The 20,918-nt window shown below is 66.2% G+C and carries 18 protein-coding genes and 1 pseudogene; 11 read left to right on the top strand and 8 right to left on the bottom strand.

Annotated elements, in window-relative coordinates; translation table 11 throughout:
- Positions 1-22 precede the first annotated feature (22 nt).
- Together P2869_RS27395 and P2869_RS27390 are read left to right on the top strand one after the other, a co-directional pair.
- Positions 23-1,912 carry a feruloyl-CoA synthase gene (locus tag P2869_RS27395; RefSeq protein ID WP_277599860.1) on the top strand — a complete coding sequence of 630 codons (1,890 nt, stop codon included), beginning with the start codon at positions 23-25 and terminating at the stop codon, positions 1,910-1,912.
- Positions 1,913-1,933: 21 nt separating this feature from the next.
- The gene (locus P2869_RS27390) at positions 1,934-3,769 is read left to right on the top strand and encodes an acyl-CoA dehydrogenase family protein (protein WP_277598554.1); all 1,836 of its coding nucleotides are present in this window, start codon (positions 1,934-1,936) and stop codon (positions 3,767-3,769) included.
- A gap of 110 nt (positions 3,770-3,879) precedes the next feature.
- Here the strand turns inward: P2869_RS27390 and P2869_RS27385 are convergent, their stop codons facing one another.
- The 3 genes from P2869_RS27385 to P2869_RS27375 form a co-directional block, all read right to left on the bottom strand.
- Positions 3,880-4,839, bottom strand: a complete 960-nt coding sequence (locus P2869_RS27385; protein ID WP_277598553.1) for a PDR/VanB family oxidoreductase — start codon at positions 4,837-4,839, stop codon at positions 3,880-3,882.
- Positions 4,840-4,966: 127 nt separating this feature from the next.
- Positions 4,967-6,013 carry an aromatic ring-hydroxylating dioxygenase subunit alpha gene (locus P2869_RS27380; protein WP_277598552.1) on the bottom strand — a complete coding sequence of 349 codons (1,047 nt, stop codon included), beginning with the start codon at positions 6,011-6,013 and terminating at the stop codon, positions 4,967-4,969.
- A gap of 182 nt (positions 6,014-6,195) precedes the next feature.
- On the bottom strand, positions 6,196-6,963 hold the full coding sequence (locus P2869_RS27375) for a GntR family transcriptional regulator (protein ID WP_126879145.1): 768 nt from the start codon (positions 6,961-6,963) through the stop codon (positions 6,196-6,198).
- A gap of 260 nt (positions 6,964-7,223) precedes the next feature.
- Between P2869_RS27375 and P2869_RS27370 the strand changes: the two genes are divergently transcribed.
- The 3 genes from P2869_RS27370 to P2869_RS27360 all read left to right on the top strand — a co-directional run bounded on the left by P2869_RS27370 (position 7,224) and on the right by P2869_RS27360 (position 10,602).
- Complete coding sequence (locus P2869_RS27370; protein ID WP_017775187.1) at positions 7,224-7,733, top strand: MarR family transcriptional regulator; 510 nt, start codon at positions 7,224-7,226, stop codon at positions 7,731-7,733.
- Between the two features lie 324 nt (positions 7,734-8,057).
- Positions 8,058-9,263, top strand: a complete 1,206-nt coding sequence (gene mhpT, locus P2869_RS27365) for a 3-(3-hydroxy-phenyl)propionate transporter MhpT (protein WP_277598551.1) — start codon at positions 8,058-8,060, stop codon at positions 9,261-9,263.
- Between the two features lie 193 nt (positions 9,264-9,456).
- Entirely contained in the window at positions 9,457-10,602 is a 1,146-nt protein-coding gene (locus tag P2869_RS27360; RefSeq protein ID WP_126879142.1) for a porin, read from the top strand.
- Here P2869_RS27360 and P2869_RS27355 read toward each other — a convergent pair.
- Positions 10,586-10,930, bottom strand: coding sequence for a hypothetical protein (locus P2869_RS27355; protein WP_277598550.1), 345 nt, complete (start codon positions 10,928-10,930; stop codon positions 10,586-10,588). The genes P2869_RS27360 and P2869_RS27355 overlap by 17 nt on opposite strands.
- On the opposite strand from P2869_RS27355, the pseudogene P2869_RS27350 reads away from it, so the two are divergent.
- The 5 genes and pseudogenes from P2869_RS27350 to nfsB form a co-directional block, all read left to right on the top strand.
- Positions 10,914-12,473: pseudogene (locus tag P2869_RS27350) on the top strand (methyl-accepting chemotaxis protein); the annotation flags it as partial. The gene P2869_RS27355 and the pseudogene P2869_RS27350 overlap by 17 nt on opposite strands.
- A gap of 204 nt (positions 12,474-12,677) precedes the next feature.
- Positions 12,678-13,577 (top strand): LysR family transcriptional regulator, encoded by a 900-nt coding sequence (locus tag P2869_RS27345; RefSeq protein WP_277598549.1) that lies wholly within the window; start codon positions 12,678-12,680, stop codon positions 13,575-13,577.
- A 184-nt stretch (positions 13,578-13,761) separates the two neighbouring features.
- Complete coding sequence (locus P2869_RS27340) at positions 13,762-14,088, top strand: antibiotic biosynthesis monooxygenase (protein WP_017775193.1); 327 nt, start codon at positions 13,762-13,764, stop codon at positions 14,086-14,088.
- Between the two features lie 50 nt (positions 14,089-14,138).
- Complete coding sequence (locus P2869_RS27335; RefSeq protein ID WP_277598548.1) at positions 14,139-15,200, top strand: zinc-binding alcohol dehydrogenase family protein; 1,062 nt, start codon at positions 14,139-14,141, stop codon at positions 15,198-15,200.
- A 61-nt stretch (positions 15,201-15,261) separates the two neighbouring features.
- Positions 15,262-15,915, top strand: a complete 654-nt coding sequence (nfsB, locus tag P2869_RS27330) for an oxygen-insensitive NAD(P)H nitroreductase (RefSeq protein WP_277598547.1) — start codon at positions 15,262-15,264, stop codon at positions 15,913-15,915.
- 83 nt (positions 15,916-15,998) lie between these two features.
- On the opposite strand, the gene P2869_RS27325 is transcribed toward nfsB, so the two are convergent.
- The 3 genes from P2869_RS27325 to P2869_RS27315 all read right to left on the bottom strand — a co-directional run bounded on the left by P2869_RS27325 (position 15,999) and on the right by P2869_RS27315 (position 18,673).
- The gene (locus tag P2869_RS27325) at positions 15,999-16,481 is read right to left on the bottom strand and encodes a RidA family protein (RefSeq protein ID WP_026121537.1); all 483 of its coding nucleotides are present in this window, start codon (positions 16,479-16,481) and stop codon (positions 15,999-16,001) included.
- Positions 16,482-16,552: 71 nt separating this feature from the next.
- Positions 16,553-17,818, bottom strand: a complete 1,266-nt coding sequence (locus tag P2869_RS27320) for a leucine-rich repeat domain-containing protein (RefSeq protein ID WP_277598546.1) — start codon at positions 17,816-17,818, stop codon at positions 16,553-16,555.
- A 75-nt stretch (positions 17,819-17,893) separates the two neighbouring features.
- Complete coding sequence (locus P2869_RS27315; RefSeq protein WP_277598545.1) at positions 17,894-18,673, bottom strand: SDR family oxidoreductase; 780 nt, start codon at positions 18,671-18,673, stop codon at positions 17,894-17,896.
- Positions 18,674-18,856: 183 nt separating this feature from the next.
- Between P2869_RS27315 and P2869_RS27310 the strand changes: the two genes are divergently transcribed.
- Positions 18,857-19,765: an AraC family transcriptional regulator gene (locus P2869_RS27310; protein WP_277598544.1), complete on the top strand. Its 909-nt coding sequence runs from the start codon at positions 18,857-18,859 to the stop codon at positions 19,763-19,765.
- A 40-nt stretch (positions 19,766-19,805) separates the two neighbouring features.
- On the opposite strand, the gene P2869_RS27305 is transcribed toward P2869_RS27310, so the two are convergent.
- Positions 19,806-20,918 carry an ABC transporter permease gene (locus P2869_RS27305; RefSeq protein WP_126879133.1) on the bottom strand — a complete coding sequence of 371 codons (1,113 nt, stop codon included), beginning with the start codon at positions 20,916-20,918 and terminating at the stop codon, positions 19,806-19,808.

Below are 20,918 nucleotides of genomic sequence, written 5' to 3'. Positions count from 1 at the left end.
CTTGGATGCGTATGCAAGCCCTTTGGGCACAGGCGCCGGCGGCCCGCAGCCGTTGGCGGACGTGCCGTACCGGTCAGTCGCGATCGGTTCCACGCCGCCGCGCATCGAAACGCGCGACGGCTGCTGGTACGTGCGCGCGGACGCGCCGCTCGGCGACTATCCGCGCTGCCTTACCGACCGGCTCGCGAGCGGCGCCGCGCGCCATCCCGACCGTTTGCTGGTGGCACGGCGCGGCGCCGACGGTCAGTGGATCGGCATCACCTACGCGCAGATGCTGGCGCGCGCGCGGGCCATCGGCCAGGCGCTGCTCGACCGCGGTCTTTCCGCGCAACGGCCGGTGGCCATTCTCTCGGGCAACGACCTCGAACATCTGCAGATGGCATTCGGCGCGATGTGGGCCGGCATTCCGCATGCGCCCATTTCGCCCGCGTATTCGCTGGTGTCGAGCGACTTCGGCAAGCTGCGGCATGCGTTCGAACTGCTGACGCCAGGGCTCGTGTTCGCGTCCGACGGCGCCGCGTTCGCGCGCGCCTTCGACTCCGTGGTGCCGCCTGACGTGGAGCGCGTGGTGGCCTCCGCGCCCGCCGGCATGCAAGGCGTGACGCATCTTTCGTCGCTGCTCGATACGGTGCCCACCACCGTGGACGCCGTGCAGTCCTCGCTCACCGCCGACACCATCGCGAAATTTCTCTTCACGTCCGGCTCCACGCGGCTGCCGAAAGCGGTGCCCACCACGCACCGCATGCTGTGCAGCAACCAGCAGATGCTGCTGGAAACGTTCCCGCAATTCGGTCTGGAGCCGCCCGTGCTGGTGGACTGGCTGCCGTGGAACCACACGTTCGGCGGCAGTCACAACGTGGGCATCGTGCTCTATAACGGCGGCACGCTCTACATCGACGACGGCAAGCCCGTGGCCGGCAAGTTCGACGAGACGCTGCGCAATCTGCGCGAAGTCGCGCCCACGGTCTACTTCAACGTACCGAAGGGCTGGGAAGAACTGACCATCGCGCTCGAACAAGACGCGCAGTTGCGCGCCACGTTCTTTTCGCGCGTGAAGATGTATTTCTTCGCGGGCGCGGGGCTCTCGCAGGCTGCGTGGGACCGGCTCGAACGCGTGACGCAGCAGTATTGCGGCGAACGCATCCGCATCATGGCCGGGCTCGGCATGACGGAGACGTCGCCCTCGTGCATGTTCACCACCGGGCCGCATTCGGGCGCGGGATATATCGGGCTGCCTGCGCACGGTTGCGAGGCGAAGTTCGTGCCCGTGGACGGCAAGCTGGAGGCGCGCTTTCGCGGCCCGCACGTCATGGCCGGCTACTGGCGCGCCACGCAGGCCGAACAGCACAACGTGTTCGACGAAGAAGGCTACTACCGCACCGGCGACGCCGTGCGCTTCGTGGACCCCGAGCATCCCGAGATCGGCATGATGTTCGACGGCCGCATTGCGGAGGACTTCAAGCTTTCGTCGGGCACGTTCGTGAGCGTGGGACCCATGCGGGCACGCATCGTGTCGACGGGCGCGCCCTACGTGCAGGACGCCGTCATCACGGGCATGAATCGCGACGACGTGGGCGCGATGATCTTTCCGCGTCTGGACGACTGCCGGCGCCTTGCGGCTTTGCCGCCCGACGCGGATGCGCGCGCCGTGCTGGCGGCGCCCGCCGTGCGCGTGTTCTTCGCGGATCTGCTGGAACACCTCAACCGCAGCGCAACGGGCAGCGCGACGTTCGTCACGCGCATGCTGCTGCTCGACGTGCCGCCTTCGCTCGATCTCGGCGAGATTACGGACAAAGGCTCGATCAACCAGCGCGCGGTGCTCACGCAGCGCGCGGCGCAGGTCGAAGCGATGTATGCAACGGATGCTGCCGATGCCGGCGTGATCCTCGCCAGCCACGCTGCGCGCGCCTGAGTCTGCGCGAAGGTCTGCACGATGAGTCTCGATTACCGCGCGCCGTTGCGCGACATGAATTTCGTGATCGGCGAGTGGCTCGATGCGCCATCGCTGTGGCGCACGGTGCCGCAGTGGGCCGATCTCGATCTTTCCACGGCCCAGCAGGTGCTGGATGAAGCCGCGCGCTTCGTTCAGGAACGCATCGCGCCGCTCAACGCGAGCGGCGACCTGGAAGGCTGCCGCTTCGATAACGGCGAGGTCGCCATGCCGTCGGGTTTTGCCGAGGCCTACGGCGAATACGTGGAGGCCGGCTGGCCCACGCTCGCGCTCGATACCGATTGCGGCGGCCAGGGCCTGCCTCAACTGCTCGACGTCGCGTTGCAGGAAATGCTGGCCGCCGCGAACCACGCGTGGCTCATGTCGCCCGGCCTCACGCACGGTGCCACCGCGTGCCTTCAGGCGCACGGCTCCGAGCGCGTGCGGCGCGACTTCCTGCCGAAGGTAGCGAGCGGCGAATGGCTCACGACGATGTGCCTGACCGAGCCGCAGGCGGGCAGCGACCTTGGCCTGTTGCGCACCCGCGCCGTGCCCGACGTTTCGGGCGACGGCTATCGTCTCAGCGGCACGAAGGTTTTCATCACCGGCGGCGAGCACGACATGACGGAGAACATCGTGCATCTCGTGCTCGCCCGCTTGCCCGATGCGCCGCCGGGCACGAAAGGGCTTTCGCTCTTTGTCGTGCCGAAGTGGATCGATACGCCCGCGGGCCGCGAACGCAACGGCGTGCTGTGTGAAGGCATCGAAAAGAAGATGGGGCTCAAGGCGAGCCCCACCTGCACGATAGCGTTCGAAAACGCGCTGGGCTGGCTGGTGGGCGAGCCGCATCGCGGGCTCGCCTCGATGTTCGTGATGATGAACGCGGCGCGCCTGCAGGTCGCGATGCAGGGCGTGGGGCATGCGCAGAGCGCGTGGCAGCGGGCGTCGGCGTATGCGCTCGAACGCGTGCAGGGGCGGGCGGTGGCTTCGTCTTCGGCTGCCGATGCGCGTGCTTCGGCGCCCATCGCATCGCATCCTGCGATACGGCGCTTGCTGCTCGACGGTCGCGCCATCGTGGAAGGCGAGCGCGCCATCGGCTACTGGGCAGGGCATTGGCTCGACGTGGCCGCGCATCATCCGGATGCCGCGGCCCGGCAGGAGGCTGCAACGCTCGCGTCGCTGCTGACGCCCATCACGAAGGCGTTCTTCACGGAGAACGGGTTTGCCGGGGCGTCGAACGCATTGCAGGTGTTCGGCGGCTACGGCTACATCCACGAATACGGCATCGAACAGACCGTGCGGGACAGCCGCGTATCGATGCTGTACGAAGGCACCAACGAGGTTCAGGCCATCGACCTGCTCGCGCGCAAGGTCATGACCGATCGCGGCGAGGGCTTGCAGATATTGCTTGCTCATCTGCGCGCGGAAGCGTCGCGCTGCCGCGAGAGCGTGGACACGGCGGATACCCGCACGGCCTCGGCAGGCGAGCGGCTCGACACGCTGTGCGCAGACGTGGAGCGGGTGACGCGCGACCTGATACGCGCGGGCAAGGACGACACCGAGCTACCGTACCGCGTGGCAAGCGACTATCTCGCGCTGCTCGGCTGGCTTCTGCTCGCGTTCGCGTGGGCGCGCACGCTGCGTATCGTGAGTGCGGCGAGTGCGGCGAGTGCGGCGAGCGGCGCGGCTGCAGCCGGCGGCGCCGATCCGTTCTACGCAGAAAAGCAGGCAACCGGCGCATATTTCTTCGACTATCCGCTTGCCGCGTTTGCGCATCGTCTCGCGCTCGTCGAGGCGGGATGCAAGGCGGCGTTACCCGCTGCAGCGTACGTTGTTTAATGCCGGATAGCGCTGACGTGTTGCGCTGAATACGCGCTGAACGCGAGGCCACGCGTTCAGCGCATCCTCATCTTCTGCCCGGGCATGGCCTCAAAGAACCTCAAAGGACCTCAAAGGTCCAGCACCAACATCGGCGTGAGCGCGCGCGAACAGCACGGCAGCATTTGATCGTTGGCCGCGCGTTCTTCATCCGTGAGATAGACGTCGCGGTGATCGGGCGTGCCGGACAGCACGCGCGTGAGGCAGGTGCCGCACACGCCTTGTTCGCACGAGACGGGTACCTCGACGCCGCATCCCCGCAATGCTTCCACGATCGACGTGCCCGCCGGTACATCCACCACGCGCCCCGAGCTTGCCAGCGAGACCTGGAAGGGACCGTCATTGCCCGCAGCGCCAGCCACCGAGCTTGTCGCCCCGGCAGCGAAGTATTCGCGATGCACGTTGCCGCTCGCCCAGCCTGCCTGTGCGGCAGCCGCGAGCACGGCCTCGATAAAGCCCGCGGGCCCGCACACGTACAGGTGCTTGCCGGGCTCAGGACCCGCGAGCACCTGCGCGAAGTCGATACGCTTGCCCGAGGAATCGTTGTCGAAATAGCACTGCGCGCGATGCCGGAACGGCGGCGTCTCCAACCGGTCGAGAAACGCGGCGCGCTGCGGCTCGCGCGAGCAGTAATGCAACTCGAACGAGCCGCCCGTTTCGTGCAGATGCGCGGCCATGCTCATGAGCGGCGTGATGCCGATGCCGCCTGCCAGCAGGATGCTGTGCGTGGCCTGCGCCTCGAGCGGAAAGTGATTGCGCGGCTCGCTGATCTCGAGCGTCGTGCCCGGCACGCAGGCATGCATGGCAACGGAGCCGCCGCGCGAAGCCGGCTCGCGCAGCACGCCGATGCGGTACACGTCGCGCTCCGTGGGACTGTTGCACAGCGAATACTGGCGAACGAAGCCGCCGATGTGGACGTCGATGTGCGCGCCCGCCGTGAAGGGCGGCAGCGTCGTGCCCTGGGCGGGTGCGAGTTCGAAGAGACAGATGTCCGTGGCGACGGCGAGTTTGCGGGTGAGCGTGACCTTCATAGTCGTTTTTCCGGGGCAAGCAGAGGCCGCCGCGCGAACACACGAGTGCGTTCGCGCGAGGCGGTGGTGCATCGAATCGTGAATAGTGCGGCGGTGCTGCGATGAACCTGGGCGAACTCGGGCGAAGTCAGGCGACTTGAGCGCTCGCCGCCCGCTCTTCGTCGATCAGCCGGTCGAGCACACGTCGCGACTGCACGCCGCCCGCGTCGATGTTGAGCTTCAGAAGCGGACGGTCCGGCCACGCCAGCAGATTGCGCTGCTGTGCTTCGAGCATCTCCAGGTCTTCCGCGAAGATCTTGCCCTGGCCCGTGCGCAGGCTATCGGTGAGCGCGGCATCGTGTACGGCGAAACTGCGCGCCATGCCCCAGAAGTACCAGATCGAAGTCTCGGTCTCCGGCGTGATGAAATCGACGACGATGCTCGATGCCTTGTCGCTCGCGTCCGCTTCGTAGCCGCCCTTGCCCGCGTGCGCGACGCCCACTTCGATCATCACGTGGCTGGGCGGCGTGAAGTGGCAGATCTGCCAGCGGTCGCACGGTACGTTGTCGGCCATGCCTTTGGCGCGCAATGCGGCCGCCCAGAACGGCGGCGGCAGGATGCCGTGCATGAAGCGGCTCGTCGTGACCGTATCGCCGTTCACCTTCGTTGCGGGCGGCGCTTCCTCGATCTCGGGCTGCCCGATGCTCGTGGCGTGCACGTAGGTCTCGTGCGTGAGGTCCATGAGGTTGTCGATCATGAGGCGGTAGTCGCATTTCACGTGGTACAGGCCGCCGCCATAGGCCCAATCGGGGTGCCCGGCCCATTCGAGGTGATGAATGGAGGCCGGGTCGGCCTTGTCCGCGTCGCCGGGCCAGACCCAGATGAAACCGTAGCGTTCGACAGCGGGGTAGCGGCGAACCGCGGGAATGCCGCCTACGCGCTGGCACGGCATGCTCACGCACTTGCCCTCGGCGCCCATCGTGAGGCCGTGATAGCCGCAGACGAGCTGGCCGTTGCGCACTGTGCCGAGCGAAAGCGGTGCGCCGCGATGCGGACAGAAGTCTTCGAGCGCGGCTATCGCACCGCTCGCGTCGCGAAAAAACACCATGCGTTCGCCGCAGATCTGCCGGCCGAGCGGTTTGCCGTCGATTTCATCCGGCGTACAGGCGACATACCACGTGTCTTTCAGGAACATTCGTCTCCTCCTCGGCGTGTTCTCACGCCCTAAGCTGGGTGACCCGCGGGTCATTCACGAGTCAGATCCGACAGGCGCAGGCAAGCGCCGCAATCGACCGGTGCGCGGCGCCGGCCCTGCAGTCGGGACGGCGTAGGCGCGTTATGGGCGCGTCATTGGCGCGAAATGGACGCGAAATGGGCTTAGCCCGCGTCGCGTCGAATCAGGTTGCCCCCCGTGAGCTTCGTCATCGCGCGCTGGTTGTCGAGCACGCGCTTCAGGTTCTCGTGGGCGATCTGCGAGTGCTCGCGCATCAGCGCCTCGGCGCGCGCGCCCTGGCGCTGTTCGATGGCATCCAGTACGGCGCGGTGCTGCGATTGCGCGACCACGAGCGTCTCTCGCGCGCGCGGGTCGAGCGACTGCACGATCACGAACGCACTCGCGGAGGCAAACGGCAGCGTGGCGACCTTCTCGATCTGCCGCGCCACGACTTCACTGCCCGCGGCTTTGCCGAGCAGGCGATGAAAACGCATGTTGGCGTCCACGTAGTGCGAGAACGTAGTGTCGGTCAGCTTGCCGACCAGGAGCGTATCGATCTCGTCAACACAGTCATGCAGCTCGCGCAGCATTGCGGCGGACACGCCGCGTTCGGCTGCGAGCCGCGCGGCGAGTCCTTCGAGCGTGCCGCGCAGTTCGATGGCGTCGCGTATCTCGGCTTCGGAAAAGGCGCGCACGGCGAAGCCGCCCGTGAGAATCGGTTCGATGAGCCCTTCTTCCTGAAGGCGGATCAGCGCCGCGCGAACCGGCGTGCGCGACACGCCCAGCCGCTCCACCACCCACAGTTCGGAGATGCGCTCGCCCGGGGTGAGTTCGCCGCCCAGCACCAGTTCGCGCAGACCCAGCAGCGCGCGCACGGTCTGCGAGGTCGTGGCGGCCTTGCTGTCGAGCGCGGGGTCGTCGGTAATCGCCATGTTCTGCGTCGTGAAAGGAATCGATTGGTGCTAATTGTATACAGCGACGCGAGTGAATCAAGAGAGAATCCGCTAAATACCGGGTAAACGAGAAGAGTGGGTGCGAGAATTCGTCTTTCCTGTATACAACAAGGTTTCCTCCGCGCACCCGACGTGCTCCTGCCGTGCTCAACCGCGCGACTCGACGCCGCGATTACACCCATGCCGCCGCCCCGCGCTCGTGAGGTAAGATGGCCCGCGATTTACATTCCGGTCCATCCATGAGTTCGACATCCGCCAAGCCGGCAAGCGCCGGAAACACGAAGGGCACGAAGAACCCCGCACGGTCCGCCGCGACGAAGCCGAAGACACGGCCGCCGCAACGGCTCACCTACGTCATCGGCAACCTGGACCGGTTGCTGCGCCGCCAGATGACCGAAGCGCTCGCGCCGCTCGGCATCACGCTCGCGCAATACACGGCGCTTTCGGTGCTCGAGGCGCGCGGCGCGCTTTCCAACGCGCAACTCGCCGTGCGGTCCTTCATCACACCGCAGTCGGCGAACGAGGTCATGAGCGTGATGGCGAGCCGCGGGTTCGTTACGCGCGAGGCCGATCCGAACCATGGGCGCGTGATCCTGCTGAGCCTCACCGATGCCGGGTCGGCCATGCTGCGCGAGTGCGAGCAGGTGCTGCGTCCGCTGGAGCGCCGCATGCTGGGCGATCTCGGCGCCGAAGACGTGGCCCAGATCCAGCGCACCATGGAGACGTTCGCGCGCAACCTGCGCGATTGATCTTTTCTCCACTGTCACTTCTCTTTTTGCCGCGTTTTTCAGGGGCTCTTGCGGGTTAACACCGGCACCGCCGCCCTTGAAATCTCAGGTAGCCTGTTATTAAATCATCCCGTCCCCTCGTTGCATGAAGGTGTCGTCCGAAGCGTGAAGGCGACCCTTTGATGAGGCGGACTTTTTTTCGGTTGCTTAATCAGGCTTCCTGATACTTTGAGTTGCGGCGGCAATACCGCGTCGCCGCCATCAGCGAGCAGCCGGCACCCGCTGTTACGAGAACGATATTCGCCCGTGCACCCACCAGCGCAGCACGCGGCCTTAGGAGACGAGATGAACACTTACGTTGCGCAGAGAAGCACGCCGGCGACCACGCTCGGCCTGTGCTTCGCCCTGGCCCTGCTCGAAGGATTGGACCTGCAGTCGGTGGGCGTGGCCGCGCCGCGCATGGCGCACGAATTCGGGCTCACGGTTGCGCAGATGGGTCTCGCGTTCAGCGCCGGCACCTTCGGTCTGCTGCCCGGCGCGATGCTGGGCGGACGGTTTGCCGACCGCATCGGCCGCAAGCGTGTGCTCATCATTTCCGCGTGCCTGTTCGGCTTGCTCTCCATCGCCACCGCGCAGGTGTCGAGCTTCCCGATGCTTGTGGTCGTGCGGGCGCTGACCGGCCTGGGGCTGGGCGGCGCGCTGCCGAACCTGATCGCGCTTTCGTCCGAAGCGGTGGAACCGCGGCTGCGCAGCAGCGCCGTGGCCACCATGTATTGCGGCATTCCGCTCGGCGGCGTGATTGCATCCGTGATCGGCGTGCTGCTGGCGGGCGATACCGAGTGGCGGCACATCTTCTACGTGGGCGGTGCCGGGCCGCTGCTGCTCGTGCCGCTGCTTATCGGTCTGCTGCCGGAGTCGCGCGCGTTCCTTGATGCATCGACGTCGGGCATGGAGCGCCCCGGCGTGACGCACACGCTGTTCGGCGGCGAGCGCACGGGCCCCACGCTCGCGCTGTGGATCAGCTACTTCTGCACGCTCATCGTGCTGTACTTCCTGCTCAACTGGCTGCCCTCGCTGATGGCCGCACGCGGGCTTGGCCGTCCGCAGATCGGCATCGTGCAGATCTTCTTCAACGTGGGCGGCGCGCTGGGCGCGCTCGGCATCGGCATGTCGCTGGACCGTATGCGGCCCACGCGTGTGGTGGGCGGCATGTACCTCGGCATCGTGCTTTCGCTCGCGGCGCTTGCCGCTGCGCCCGACCTCGCCATGCTTTCGGCAGCGGCGTTTGCGGCGGGCATGTTCATCGTCGGCGGGCAGTCGGTGCTCTATGCACTGGCCGCCATGTATTACCCCACCGTGATGCGCGGCACCGGCGTGGGCGCGGCGGTCGCGGTGGGCCGGCTCGGGTCGGTCGTCGGACCGCTCGCGGCGGCTACGCTGCTCGCGGCGGGCAAGAGCGCCACGGTGGTGATCGGCGCGAGCATTCCAGTCACGCTGGTGGCGGCCGTGGCGGCGTTGCTGCTCATCCGTCGCCCGCAGGCACGCGATTGATACGCAGCCACGTTCGCGCTCGTCGGCAACGCTTTCGCAGGTCATCCCAGGCGCAACCAAAGACGCAACTACCGAAGCAACTAAAGACGCAACTACCGAAGCAACTAAAGACGCAACTAAAGAAGCAACTAAAGAAGCAACCTCGCACGCGCCACCAGAGCGCGACATCAATCAGGATTGGAGACACATCAACATGAAAAGACTCAACGGTCTGCTGGGCGCAGGGGCTTGCTGCGCGCTTGCTGCAACGACGACGGTGCATGCGCAGTCGAGCGTCACGCTGTACGGCATCATCGATACGGGCGTCGAATTCGTTTCGCACGCGAACGCGGCCGGCGATCACGTGGTGCGCATGCCTGGTGTAACGGGCGAGATGCCGTCGCGCTGGGGACTGCGCGGCACCGAAGACCTGGGTGGCGGACTCCAGGCGGTCTTCACGCTGGAAAGCGGCTTCAACGTGCGCGGCGGCGATCTGGGCCAGGGCGGACGCCTGTTCGGCCGGCAAGCCTGGGTGGGTCTGCGTAACAGCTACGGCACGCTCGCCTTCGGCCGCCAGTACATGATGACCTACCTCGCACTGCAAGGCGCGGACATCATCGGGCCGGACATCTACGGCCTCGGCTCGTTCGACGCCTACGTGCCCAACGGACGCGCGGACAACGCGGTCACCTACATCGGCTCGTACAAGGGCGTCACGCTGGGCGCGGGCTATTCGTTCGGACGCGACGGCGCCGGCACGGGCAATTCGCCTGGGCAGGGCACATGCGCGGGCCAGGTGCCGGGTCAGGCGGTGCAGTGCCGCGACTGGTCCGTGATGCTCAAGTACGACGGCGCGTGGTTCGGCGCTGCCGCTTCCTATGAGGAACAGCGCGGCGGCACCGGCGCTGCCGCCAACTTCTTCGACGGCGTGGCGCCCGTGGCCTTCACGAGCAGCGCCGACAAGGACGCCCGTGCGCACGTGAGTGCCTACGCGAACGTGGCGGGCGTACGCATCGGCGCGGGCTGGGTTGGCCGGCATGTGAGCACCGATTCGGCCGCGGCCCCGGGCGCGCATTCCAACCTGTTCTTCCTTGGCGCCTCGTATGCCGTCACGCCGTTCCTGACCGTCGACGGCGAAGGCTACCGCATCGTCAACGCCGCCCACGACACGCGCGCCACGATGGCTACGCTGCGCACCACGTACTCGCTTTCGAAGCGCACGGCGGTTTATGCGCAGACCTCGTATCTGTGGAACAGCGCGAAGGCGAAGTACGCCGTGAGCGGCGGCGGTGCGGGTACGACGCCGGGCGCGGGCATGGGGCAGCTGGGCGCCATGGTGGGCGTCAAGCATCTGTTCTGACGAATGTCGAGAAGAGATGCGGCGAAGAGAATTTAACGGGTAACCAGGGTAGTCGGCGTGCCGCCTGTGTGTGCGGCGCGCCGTTCAGTTGCCGCAAAACTTCACCGTTCCGCGAATTCACTTCATACGAAAAGAGCAAAGTCAGCGCGGTCGCGTTGCGTTTCATCATTTCGTTTTCCCACGCAAACGATTGCGTGATTTTTTTACTAAACGGTTCGGAATCTTTGTCGATAACAGATAGGAAGCGGCCACCCGTGACTAGAGCCGTCCGCTGTTCAGATCTGACGTTAGTAACGACAAAGGGAAACTTGATGAACTGGAATCGCATGACCGTGCGGGCGAAACTCGCAACTGCCTTCAGCGTGCTGGTGGGCCTCGTATTGCTCGTCTCCGGCTTTTCGCTCAATGCTTTACGAGACTCGAACAACAATTTCGCGCAATACGTGCGTGGCGTGAACGCGCGGGCGCTGGCCGCCGCGCAGATCCGGCAGGCCGTGGACCGGCGCGCTATCGCGGCCCGCAATCTCGCACTCGTCACGAAGCCCGCCGACGTCGACACCGAGAAGGCCGCCGAAGCGCAGGCTCAACAAGACGTGCAGAGCAGTCTGAAACAGTTGAACGATCTGATCGCGGCGAGCGGCGATGCGACCGACAAGGCAAAGAGCCTCGCAGATGAAATCAACCGCGTGGAGAGTCAGTACGGCCCGGTTGCGGTCGACATCGTCAATCTCGCGTTGAACGGCAAACACGACGAAGCCGTCGCGGCCCTGAACGAGCGCTGCCGGCCCTTGCTCGCGCAACTCGTCAAGGCTACGGACGCATTCGCGGACTATACGAAGTCGCGTTCCGAGGAGCGCGTGACTGAAGCCGAGAACCAGTACAACCGGCAGTCTGCGCTGCTGATCGGCGTTTGCCTCCTGACCGTCGTGCTCGCGGTGGCGGCCGGCCTGCTCATTACGCGCAGCCTCACGCGCGCATTGGGCGCAGAGCCCGACGTGCTGGGCGACGTGACGCGGCGCGTCGCGGCTGGCGACCTGAGCCCGGTGAACGGTGCGGCCTCGGCGCCGCGCGGCAGCGTGCTCGCGTCGATGGGCGAGATGCAGGCGAGCCTCACGAAGCTGATCGGCGAAGTGCGCATGGCTGCGGATGGCATTGCCACGGGCGCGAGCCAGATCGCCTCGGGCAATCAGGACCTGTCTTCGCGCACGGAGCAACAGGCTTCGTCGCTGCAGGAAACGGCGGCGAGCATGGAGCAGCTGACGTCCACCGTGAAGCAGAACGCCGAGAACGCCCAGCAGGCGAGCGCGCTGTCCACCAATGCGTCCGGCGTGGCGCAGAAGGGCAGCGAGGTGGTGGGGCAGGTGGTGGGAACGATGGCCGACATCAGCTCGAGTTCGTCGAAGGTGGCGGAGATTACCGGCATCATCGAAGGCATCGCGTTCCAGACCAACATTCTTGCGTTGAACGCGGCGGTGGAAGCCGCGCGTGCCGGCGAGCAGGGGCGAGGCTTCGCCGTCGTGGCGAGCGAAGTGCGAAGCCTCGCGCAGCGTTCGTCGAGCGCGGCGAAGGAAATCAAGGATCTCATCGGCGCTTCGGTGCAGAAGGTGCAGGAGGGCGCGGCGCTCGCGGGCCAGGCCGGCGAGACGATGGCCGAAGTCACCCAGGCCGTGGCGCGCGTGAACGACATCATGGGCGAAATCGCCGCGGCTTCGGGCGAACAGAGCCGCGGCATCGACCAGGTGAGCCAGGCCATCTCGCAGATGGACCAGGTCACGCAGCAGAACGCCGCGCTCGTGGAAGAGGCGGCCGCGGCTTCGCAGTCGCTGGAAAATCAGGGCGCGCAGTTGACGCGCGCGGTGTCGTTCTTCCGCGTCGGAGGGGCGGCTTAAAGCAGATTCGGCACACTCGGCAGATTCGGCACAGGTCCGCCCGCTGCGCGTTTCGCGACGCACTTGTATGATGCGTTCGCGACGCGGCGGCGCCATGCCGCTGCCGCCTCGCGCTCTTGCAGGCTCCGCGCACGGCACCCACCCGTGTGCACCATGCAAGAGCCCGAACCGGCGGCGCAAGCGGACATGATCAGACTCGAAGACCTTCTCATCTTTCTCACGGCTGCGGACAACGGCAGCCTTTCGGCCGCGGCGCGCCAGCTCGACCTCGCGCCCGCCGTGGCGAGCGCCGGGCTCAAGCGGCTCGAAACGGAGCTGGGCACGCGGCTGCTCGCCCGTTCCACGCGCAGCCTGCGCCTCACGCCCGACGGCGAGCGCTACATCGAGTACGCGCGCAACGTCATCGAGCAGGTGGAGGCGGGCCGCAATGCCGTGGCGCATGGTCGCAAGATGATCGGCGGCACGGTGTCGCTTTCCGTGCCGTCGGACCTTGGCCGCCATGTGCTCGCCGGCTGGCTCGACGCCTTTCAGGCGCAGTACCCGGCCGTGTCGCTCCAGGTTCGTATCGGCGACCACGTGGCCGACATGTTCCGCACGCCCATCGACCTCGCGATCCGCTACGGCGTGCCCGAAGACTCCACGCTCGTCGCGCTGCCGCTCGCGCCCGAGAACCGGCGCGTGCTGTGCGCCTCGCCGGCCTATTTCGCGCGCCACGGGCATCCCGCCACGCCCGCCGACCTGGCTCGGCACAACTGCCTGCGCTTCACGCTGAGCGATCGCCTGCACGACCGCTGGACCTTCTTCAGGAATGGCGAGCCGACTGTCGTCACCGTGAACGGCAATCGCAGTTCGGACGACGGCGAACTCGTGCGGCGTTGGGCGCTGGCGGGCCTGGGCATTGCCTACAAATCGCGGCTCGACGTGCTGAAAGACCTCGAATCCGGCGCGCTGGAAGCGGCGCTGCCCGGCTTCGACGGCGAGAGCGCGCCGCTTCACCTGGTGTGCGCGCATCGCACGATGCTCTCGCCCACCGTCAACGCGCTGCGCGACTTTCTGCTGGAGCGCATTGCGTCGTACGCCGGTTGACGGCTGCCTGACGGCCAACTGAGCCGAACCTGACGGCAGGCTGAGCGCAGGCTGGCCTGAACGTGACCGCCGCGCCACTTTCAACGATTCTTTGAAACTGATATCGCGACTCTCCACTGGGTGAAGCGCGCGTCATGGCCGATGATCTGGTCCGAGGCGAGGGGTTCGCCTGGCAGGAGCAGGCATGGTCATCGCGATTGCGCGTTTTCAGTTGAGGGCAGACAAGGCTGTGTCGTTCGAAACGGCATGGCGCGAGGCAAGCGGATTTCTCGTGCGCAAGCGCGGTTATCTCGGCCATCGCTTCGGCCCGCAATGCGAAGACCGCAGCTGCTACGTGCTCGAAATCGAGTGGGACAGCATCGACGCCCACAGCGCGTTTCTGCTGCACGCCGATTTCCGTCCGTTCCTGCAAGTGCTCTGGCCGCACTTCGCGGCGGACCCGGAGCTGTTCCATTTCGAACCGCTTGAACCACGCGAACCACTTGAACCGGTGACAAGCCCGCACGCGTAAGCGCGGCGGGCTGCCCGCACCGCGCCGACCTTTTGAAACGGAGTGCAACGATGAAAGCGATGGGTTATTACCGCAACCTGCCGATCAGCGATCCCGAATCGCTCGTCGATCTCGAATTGCCCGACCCGCAGCCGGGCCCGCACGATCTGCTGGTGGAGGTGCACGCCGTCTCGGTGAATCCCGTCGATGTGAAGGTGCGCGCCGGCAAGGCGCCGGAGCCGGGCCAGCCGAAGGTGCTGGGCTGGGACGCAAGCGGCGTGGTGCGCGCAGTGGGTTCCGACGTGACGCTCTTCAAGCCGGGCGAGCGCGTCTGGTATGCGGGTTCACTGCTGCGGCCGGGCACGAACAGCGAGTTGCATCTCGTGGACGAACGCCTGGTGGGCCGCATGCCGCAGACGCTGAACTTTGCCGAGGCCGCCGCGCTGCCGCTCACGTCGCTCACTGCCTGGGAGCTTCTGTTCGATCGGCTCGGCGTGCCTGAGGGGGAGGCTGAAGCAGCGGTTAATGTAGCGGCCAACGCAGTGGCCAACGCAGCGGCCGGGCCGGCGCAGACGCTGCTCGTGATCGGCGCGGCCGGCGGCGTGGGCTCCATCCTCGTGCAGCTTGCCCGCAAGCTCACGGGGCTCACCGTGATCGGCACGGCGTCGCGGCCCGAAACGGTGCAGTGGGTGAAGGACCTGGGCGCCCATCACGTGATCGACCATACGAAGCCGCTCGCCGAGGAACTCAAGCGCATCGGTTTTCCGGGCGTGGATCTGATTGCGAGCCTCAACCAGACCGATCGCCACTTCGACCAGATCGTCGAAGCCATTCTTCCGCAGGGCCGCGTGGGCCTGATCGACGACCCCGAGCTGTTCGATTTCCGCAAGCTCAAGGCGAAGAGCGTGTCGCTGCACTGGGAGCTGATGTACACGCGCTCCATGTTTTCCACGAAGGACCAGGTTCGCCAGCACGAGATTCTGGATCGCGTGGCGTCGCTGATCGATTCGGGCGTGTTGCGCACCACGCTCAACGAAACGCTCGGCCCCATCAACGCCGCGAACCTGCGCCGCGCGCACGCGCTGATCGAGACGAACCGCGCGCGCGGCAAGATCGTACTCGAAGGGTTCTAGGCCTTCTTTATCCCTTATTTCCCGCAGCCTTTACTTCAAGCCTCATAGCAAGGAACAACAAATGAACATCGCCCATTACGCCAGAACGCGTCACTCCACGAAGGCCTTCGACGCCACGCGCAAGATCCCCGACGAGACCATCGCGCAGTTGCGCGAACTGCTGCGCTTTAGCCCCTCGTCGGTGAACTCGCAGCCGTGGCATTTCGTGATGGCCTCGACTGACGCCGGCAAGGCGCGCATCGCCAAAGCCGCGCAGGGCGGCTACTCGTACAACGAGGCGAAGATTCTCAACGCGTCGCACGTCGTGGTGCTCTGCGCGCGGACCGAAATGAGCGACGCGCATCTGAATGCCGTGCTTGGCCAGGAAGAGCACGACGGACGCTTCGTCGCGCCGGACGCACGGGCGGGGCAACAGAAGACGCGTCAGTCGTACGTGGACCTGCACCGTTACCAGTTGAAGGACGCGCAGCACTGGATGGAAAAACAGGTCTACCTCGCACTCGGCTCGCTGCTGCTGGGCGCCGCCACGCTGGAAGTGAACGCATGCCCGATGGAAGGCTTCGACGCGCAGGTTCTCGACCAGGAACTGGGCCTGCGCGAGAAGGGCTTTACGAGCGTGGTGGTGGTGGGCCTTGGCTACAGCGCCGAAGCGGATTTCAACCGCAAGCTGCCGAAGTCGCGCGTGGCGGCTGAATCCGTGTTCACCGATCTGTGATGCCGACAGCTGTGATGCCGACAGCGGTGATGCGGACAAGGCGCGCCGCTCCGGAACGGGCGGCGCGCACGTAACGAAGGCGCTTACGCGATCTCCACTTCCGCCTCGATTTCCACGGGAATATTGAAGGGCAGTTCCGCCATGCCCACCGCGCTGCGCGCATGCATTCCGCGGTCGGGGCCGTAGAGATCGAGTATCAGGTCGGAGAATCCATTGATGACGGCGGGCTGGCTGTTGAAGCCCGCCGCCGAATTCACCATGCCGAACACGCGGCCCCATGCCACGACGCGATCGAGGTCGCCGATGGTTCGCTTGAGACTGGCGAGAATCGAAAGCGCCGTGAGCCTCGCCGCGGCATAACCCTGCTCGACGGTCAGATCGCGGCCCACTTTGCCGAGCGGTGCGGCGAGCGAGCCGTCGGGGTTTTGCGGCCCATGCCCGGAAATGAATACGCGGCTGCCCACCACGCGTGCGAAGGCGAACGGCAGTTTGACGCCTTCGGGAAGGTGGATGGGAGCGGGCAGGTACAGGCCGCGCGCCTGCAATGCTTGTTCGATGTTCGGCATGCTGATTTCCTCTGTTGTCTGCGTTGAGATGCGGTTTGAGATGTGGTCGCGCCGGTATTCCGTGCCAACCGTCACCACACCACGCGCGTGTTCGGCAACGCTGCCTTCAGCGCATCGACGTTGGTCGCCTTCGTGCCGTACAGCACGAGTTCGCGCAGGTTCGTCAAACCCTTGAGCGCATCCACGTCCTCCACCGGCGTATTGGCCAGGTAAAGCTCCTGCAGGCCGTGCAGGTTCTTCAGCGCATCCACGTTGCGCACCTCGGTGCGAAAGAGGTTCAGGTCCTGCAGGCCCGTGAGGCCTTTCAGCGCGTCGATGTTCTCCACTTCGGTGTCGGCCAGGTTGAGGCGCTGCAGGCTCGTGAGCCCCGCGAGCGCGTCGATCTTCGTGACCGGCGTGCGCGCCAGCACGAACGTGTCGAGCTGCGCGAGGCCGTGCACCGCGTCGATGTTGTCTACCTTCGAGCCGTCCAGTACCAGCGTTTTCAGCCCAGGCATGCCGCTCACCGCGTCGATGTCGCGTACCGGCGTGTTCGCGAGATAAAGCGCCTGGAGGTCGTGCAGCTTCCTCAACGCGCGAATGCTTTCCACCTGCGTTTCGTTGAGGTCGAGGGTCTTGAGCGCGGTGAGTCCGGCGAGCGGTTCGATGTTGCGGACGTTGCGCGCGCCGCCCAGCTTGAGCGTATCGAGTTGGGTGAGGCTCGCGAGCGCGTCGAGGTCGCGCACCTGGGTGTCGCGCAGATCGAGTTGCCGCAGGTCGGTCAGGCTTTTCAGCGCGCCGAGGTTCGCCACGCGGGTGTCCCAGAGATTCAGCGATTGCAGGCCCGTCAGCGCCTTGAGCGCATCGATGTTCTCGACGTTCGTGCGGTGGAGCACGAGCCGCTTGAGCGAGCGCATGTCCTTGAGCGGATCGAGGTTCCAGACAGCGGTGCCGGAGAGGTCGAGCGCTTCGAGGTTCGGCAGCGCGGTGAGCCCGTCCACGCTGTCGAGCCCGGTATTCGCAAGGCTCAGGTCCAGCTTGCTATCGATCTTCGCAAGCTGCGGCAGCGCGGCGGCCACCTGAGCTGCCGACAGACCCGGCTTCGCGCGCAGCGAGAGGCATTCGCCGTCGGGCGAACTGGCCGGGCCGCCGTTCTCGCTGCATCCGCCCGTGAAGAACCCCAGCTCGTTCAACGCGCGCAGGTCCGCCTTGCCGTGCCACGGACGCCAGAGCGCGAGCAGCACGACGATCAACAGCGCGATGCCGCCGCCGATGGCCCAGCGCCGTGTGCGGCGCGGTGCATCGGTGCCCGGGCTTTCTTCGGTGGGCGGCGTGTGGGAAGGTGGGGTGGTCGCCACGGCAGTCTCCGCGTGTTCAGGGTTGCCCCTTTATACACGAAGCGTGGCGCCCTCCGGCGAATGCCCGGCAGCGCTTTAGAGCGCCATGCCGCCCGATACCTCGATGCGCTGCGCGTTCACCCAGCGCTGGTCTTCCGAGAGCAGCGACGCGATGGCAAGGCCGATGTCGTCGGGCAAGCCCGGGCGGCCCAGCGCCGTCATGTCGGAGACGAACTTGTTGACCTCGGGGTTGTCGCGCACCATGCCGCCGCTGAAGTCCGTGGCGACCGCGCCCGGCGCCACCACGTTCACGGCGATGCGACGCGGGCCGAGTTCCTTGGCGAGATAACGCGTGAGCACTTCGACGGCGCCTTTCATCGACGCATACGACGCGCTGCCCGGATAGCTGACGCGCGTGAGCCCGGACGAGACGTTCACGATGCGCCCGCCGTCGTTGATGAGCGGCAGCAGCTTTTGCGTGAGAAAGAACACGCCCTTGAAATGGACGTGGTAGAGGCTGTCCAGCGCGTCCTCGGTCACTTCGGCGAAGGGCGCGTGGTGCGACGTGCCCGCGTTGTTCACCAGGTAGTCGAAGCGCTGCACGCCCAACTGGCCGAGCGCCGTGCGAACCTGGCCCACGAACGCGTCGAAGCTCGCGACGTCGCCCGTATCGAGCGGTAGTGCGATGGCCTGCTGACCCGCCTCGGCGGCGAGCGCCACGACCTTGTCCGCTTCGGCCCGATTGGCGCGGTACGTGAAGATGGACGGCACGCCGCGGCGGGCAAGCTGGAGCACGGTGCTGCGCCCGATGCCGCGGCTGCCTCCCGTGACAATGGCGATTTTCGGGGCGGCGGGATTCGATGGTCCTGCTGACATGCTGCACTCCTCGTCTGGCTGGAAAGGCGCCAGCATAGGACGCAGCGGCCGCGAACCAAATGCCGGAACTCGCCGCGTTCTTGCCTGATCCTGCCCGATGACGATCAGGCGCCTGCGAGCCGCCCGGCTCCGCAGTAACATGCGTCCCAATGCCTGCCCGAAGGCTTACCCCGAGGTTTGTTCATGTCTCACGCTCTCGCCGAACTCCTCAAGCGCCAGACCGACGCTCAACTGCCCGGCAAGGCGAGCCCGTTCGCCACGGCCGTCGATGGCCTGATCCTGCTGCGCTCGGACCACGAGCGGCACCCCTCGCACCACATCATCCAGCCGGCGCTTTGCGTCGTGGCGCAGGGCGCCAAGCGCACCACGTTCGGCGGCCGGCACTACGAATACGGCGCGGGGCAGGCGCTCGTCGTGAGCGTCGAAATGCCGGCGTTGAGCCGCGTGGTGAAGGCGAGCCCCGCCGAGCCTTACCTGGGCCTTGCCGTCGAATTCGATCCGGCCGTGATGCGCGACGTGCTGGCCTGCCTGGACACCCCGCCCACCCCGCCTGCTCCCGCCATGTCGCAAGGCAACGTGGGCCACGGCGTGTTCGTCACCGACTTCGACGGCCCACTCGCCGACTGTGTACTGCGTCTCGTACGCCTGCTCGACACGCCGAAGGCCATTCCCGTCATCGCGCCGATGGTCATGCGCGAGATCTGCTACTGGCTGCTCGTGGGGCCGCACGGCAACGAAGTGGCGAAGGTCGTGCTCGCCAACAGCCACGCGGAAAGGGTGGTGAACGCGATCCACGTGTTGCGGAACCAGTTTTCGGAAACGCTGCGCATCGAAGACCTGGCGGCCGTGGCGCAAATGAGTCCGTCGGCGTTTCATCGGCAGTTCAAGGCGCTCACGTCCATGACGCCGCTGCAGTACCAGAAGCAGCTTCGTCTGCTCGAAGCGCGCCATCTGATGGTGAACGGCGCGGTCAACGCGGAAGCGGCTGCGTATCGCGTGGGCTACGAAAGCCCCTCGCAGTTCAGCCGCGAATATTCGCGCATGTTCGGCGCGCCGCCCAGGCGCGACGTCGTGGCCCTCAAGCCCGCCTGAAGCCCGGCTTGAGCGTTCGCAAGCACCGCGCTCCGGGCGCTTACTTCAAGAAACCGCGGAACTGCCGCAACGCCAGCGCAAACATGGCGAGCCCGATGCCCGCGAGCGCGAGAAACTGAGGCCACACGGCACTGAACCCCGCGCCGCGAAAGAGGATGGACTGCGCGAGGATCACGAAGTGCGTGTTCGGTGCCGCGAGCATGATGGTCTGGATGATCTGCGGCATGCTCTCGCGCGGCGTGACGCTGCCCGAAAGCACCTGAAGCGGCACGAGAATCAGGATCACGAGCAGCGCGAACTGCGGCATCGATTCGACCACAGTGGCGAGCGCAATGCCCATCGCCGTGGTGGCGAAGAGGTCGAGCGCGGCGCCCGCCATGAAGAGCCAGCGCGATCCTTCGATGGGCACCTTGAGGATGCCTTCCACGACGAACAGCATCGACAGGCTCGACACCACGAGCACCACGAGCCCCATCGCGGCGATCTTGCTCAACATGATTTCGATGGGCGTGACGGGCATGACGAGCAGATGCTCGATGGTGCCGTGCTCGCGCTCGCGGATCAGCGCGGCGCCGGTGAGAATGACGGCGAGCATGGTGATGGCGTCGATGATGCTCGTCACTGACCCGAACCACAGGTGCGTGAGGTTCGGATTGAACCGCACGCGCACGTTCAGATCGACAGGCGGCGGCGCCGCGGACCGATACCGCTGCATGAACTCCGTAATCTCGCCGTGCACGATGTTCTGCACGTAGCCGCTGCCGCTGAACGCCTGCGTCATGCGCGTGGCGTCCACGTTGAGCTGGATGGTGGGCGAGCGGCCCGCCAGCAGGTCGCGCTGGAAGTTGGGCGGAATGTCCAGCGCGAAGGTGTCCGCGCCGATGTCCATGCGGCGGTCCATCTCCGGCGGCGTGATCATCGAGGGCGGCGTGAAGTAGGGCGGATAGAACGCACCGCCGATGCGCTCCGAAAGCGGCGACTGGTCTTCGTCCACGATGCCGATGGCCGCGTTGTTCAGCACGTCGGGAATCGCGGTGGCCTCCGCATAGACCGAGAGCGTGAACGAGTAGATGATCAGCACGACCAGCACGGGGTCGCGTGCGAGGCCGCGCAGTTCCTTGATGCCGAGTTGCAGGATGTTGGCGAGGCGCAT

It is taken from the genome of Paraburkholderia sp. SUR17 (assembly GCF_029536165.1).
Classification (GTDB): domain Bacteria; phylum Pseudomonadota; class Gammaproteobacteria; order Burkholderiales; family Burkholderiaceae; genus Paraburkholderia; species Paraburkholderia kururiensis.
The sequence above is the reverse complement of the archived record's forward strand: the minus strand, read 5'-3'. Positions and strand labels throughout refer to the sequence as shown.